The 1965-nt window shown below is 78.6% G+C and carries 1 protein-coding gene; it reads right to left on the bottom strand.

The annotated features are described in order from the left end of the window. Nucleotides 1-1965 (bottom strand): tetratricopeptide repeat protein (locus tag PYV61_RS24775; protein WP_275836554.1); only part of this gene is annotated, 1965 nt, incomplete at both ends.

Below are 1965 nucleotides of genomic sequence, written 5' to 3'. Positions count from 1 at the left end.
AGTGCGCGGCGGCGCTGTCGCCGGCGGCCGCGGCGGGCTGCGGGCTGCGGATCGCCCCGACCGCGCCGACGCGCGCCTCGTGCACGGCGGGGAAGGTGAGGTACAGCGTCTGCCCCTCGACGTCGCCGCGCAGCACGGGCTGCAGCGCCGCGACCGCCTCGGCGGGGCGCCCGGTGGCCAGCAGGAGCCGCGCGAGCGTCATGGTGGCGCGCGAGTAGCCCACCGTCCACGACGCGATGCCGGCGCGCAGCTCGGTGATCGCGCCCGCGGTGTCGCCGCGCGCGATCGCCAGCAGCCCGGCCGGGTAGTGCCGGTAGTGCGGGTGCGTGAGCCCCGCCTCGCGCCGCGTGGCCTCGAGCTCCCCGGCGCGCGCGCGCAGCCCCGCCGTGTCGCCGCCCGCGGCGCGCGCGGTCATGGCGTGCGACAGCGTCCACGCGCGCTGGCGCAGGCGGCCCGCGGGCGTCTGGCCGACCAGGCGCGGCGCGGCGGCCATCTCCTCGAAGATGCGCGCGCTCTCGAGCGGCCGCCCCGCCTCGAGCAGGACGATCGCCTCCTCGAGGCGGGTGTTGACCGGCGGCGTGCCCAGCTCGGGGTGGCCGCGATACGCCGCGAGCTGCAGGGCGTGGTAGCGGCGCGCGGCGTCGAGCGCCTCGCGCAGCCGCCCCTGGTAGCGCAGCACCGTGGTGAGCGTGGAGACGGCCTCGGTGCGCTGCGTGGCGGTGCCGATCCCCATGGCCGCGCGCGTCAGCCGCTCGGCCTCGACGAAGTCGTGCTTGCGGTACGCGCGGAACATGGGGAAGAGGCGCACGCTCTCCAGCCCCGGGCCCAGCGTGAGGGCCTGCAGGTGCGCCTGCTCGGCCTCGGGCCAGCGCCCGAGGCGTCCGAGCACCTCGGCGAGGCGGCTCCACCCCTGGGCGTCGTCGGGGCGGAGCCGCACCCACCGCCGCGCCACGCGCAGCGCGGCCGGCAGGGAGTCGGCGGCGTGCAGCACGCCGATCAGCGAGTTCATCGCGCTGCACGTGATGCACGGCCCCGCGCCGGTGCCGACGCCGAGCGAGTCCATCGCGATCGCGCGCTCGTAGAGCGGCCGCGCGCGCAGGTAGTCGCCGCCGATCTGCGCGGCCTCGCCGCGGAAGTAGTAGCCCTCGACCAGCGCGGGGTAGCGGGCGACGAGCGAGTCGGCGAGCGGCGCCAGCTCGGGGAGCTGCCCGCCGGCGGCGCGCAGGCTGCGGATGAAGAGCCGGTCGCGCTCGCTCGCGCGCTCCGCGAGCACCGACGCCCGCTCCATCGCGCTGGCCGCCGCGGGCCAGTCGGACGAGTAGAGCGACACCGCGTGGTAGAGCGCCGCCATCGCGAACGTCGAGTCCGCGCGCCGCGACTCGCCGAGGAGGCGGGACGCGGTCGCCAGGTCGCCGGCGTAGTACGCGCGCACCCCCTCGGTGTAGAGGCGGTACGCGGTCTCGGAGCGCGTGGTGACGTCGGCGACCGAGCCGCGCGGCGCGTCGAGGCGCATGCCGCGCAGCAGCTGCGCGGTGCCGCTGTCGGCGAGCGCGAACAGGTCGCGCCCCTCGACGGTGAGCGCGGCGCGCACGGCGCCGCTCGCGAGGTGGACGCGGCGCAGGTCGAGGCGGAGCGTGCCGTCGCCGCGCGCGTAGAGGGTGCCGTCGATCAGCTCCCCCGCGCCGGCCTGCCGCGCCGCGCCGACGAAGCTGCCGGCGACGGTGTCGGCGGCGCCGCTGCGCTGCAGCAGCTCCTGCAGGCGCGCGGAGCTGATGACCTGCACGCCGGCGACGCGCGCGAGGTTGGTGGCCAGCATGTCGGTGAGCGGGCGCGACGCGCCCCCCGCCGGCCCGCGGAAGTCGGCGACCAGCCCCACCGCCACCACCGGCGGCGCCCCGGTGTCGGCCGCCGGCTCGGCGCCGCCGCCGCGCCGCTGCGTCGGGACCACCAGCGCCGCCAGCAGCG

Source organism: Roseisolibacter sp. H3M3-2 (assembly GCF_029211165.1).
Classification (GTDB): Bacteria; Gemmatimonadota; Gemmatimonadetes; order Gemmatimonadales; family Gemmatimonadaceae; genus Roseisolibacter.
This window is presented reverse-complemented; position numbering and strand designations above follow the sequence as displayed.